This window comes from Mesorhizobium sp. M5C.F.Ca.IN.020.29.1.1 (genome assembly GCF_003997375.1).
Taxonomy (GTDB): Bacteria; Pseudomonadota; Alphaproteobacteria; order Rhizobiales; family Rhizobiaceae; genus Mesorhizobium; species Mesorhizobium wenxiniae.
In genome coordinates, this window is sequence record NZ_RZSW01001009.1 from 1 (window position 1) to 1,107 (window position 1,107).

Annotated in this window: 1 protein-coding gene; it reads right to left on the reverse strand. The window is 64.0% G+C overall.

Annotated features, from left to right (window positions below):
• The coding region (locus EOA85_RS35830) for an ABC transporter substrate-binding protein (protein WP_164760157.1) at positions 1 to 1,107 on the reverse strand (1,107 nt) is incomplete at both ends.

Here is a 1,107-nt window from a genome sequence, read left to right on the forward strand (position 1 = left end):
GACTGGTGCTGCTCGCAGCCGTGCACGCCTTTGCGGAACGTGCGGTAGACCGAGCGCCAGTAGGGCTGGATGATGACGCCGGAGTCGCGCAAATTCTGTTCGATCTTGGCCATGATCTCCTTGCGGGCGCCGGCGTCGGGTGTGCCCAGCGCCTTGTCGAGCAAGGCGTCGAACTCCGGATTGGCGTAGGCGGTCTCGTTCCACGCGGCGCCGGATCTGTAGGCCAGCGACAGCACCTGGACGCCCAGCGGCCGGCCGAGCCACTCGGTGCAGGAGAAGGGGTATTTGCTCCAGTCGTTCCAGAACGTCGCCGCCGGCAACACGGTGCGTTTGACCTTCAGCCCAGCGTCGCGCATCTGCGCGGCGATGGCGTCGCCGGTGTTCTTCTGCCAGTCGACATCGACGGAGATGAGCTCGAATTCGTGGTCTGACTTGCCGGCCTCGGCAAGCAACGCCTTGGCTTGATCGACATTGCGGACGGCCGGGCCGATATCGGCGTATTCGGCATGCATCGGCCCGACATGGTGGTTCTCGGCCGGCTTGCCGCGGTCGTCCATGCCGATCTTTAGGATTGCGGCATTGTCGACCGCGAGCTGAGCGGCGCGCCGCACCCTGATGTCGTCATAGGGTGGATTGCCGACGTTGAAGCGCGCGACGATGGTCGAGCCGGTGGCAAGCTCCGAATTGCTCAGATCCATGGCGTCGGTTTGCGACACCGTATCGGCGGCGGTTTCGTGGTTGGTGTCGATCTCGCCCGATTCGAAGGCCGAGAACATCGCATTGGGATCGGAGCCGTAGTCGACCCATTGGATACCGTCGAGCCAGAAGTCGCCTTTCCACCATGGCTTGTCCTTGCGGCGGACCTCGGCGCCGACCTCGGCGTCCCACGCCACCAATTCGCAAGGTCCAGTGGTGATCGCCAGCGCCTTCAGCGGATCGCCTTCGCCATCGTAGCTGCGATGCATGATCAGCGCTGGATAGTCGGTCAAGCCGGCAATCAGCGAAATGTCGGGCTTCGGCAGATTGAGCCGGACGGTAAAGTCGTCGACACGCTCGATGCCGCCGTCGATCGGTTTCTTGGTGGCGGCGTCGACCAGCGCCCCCATG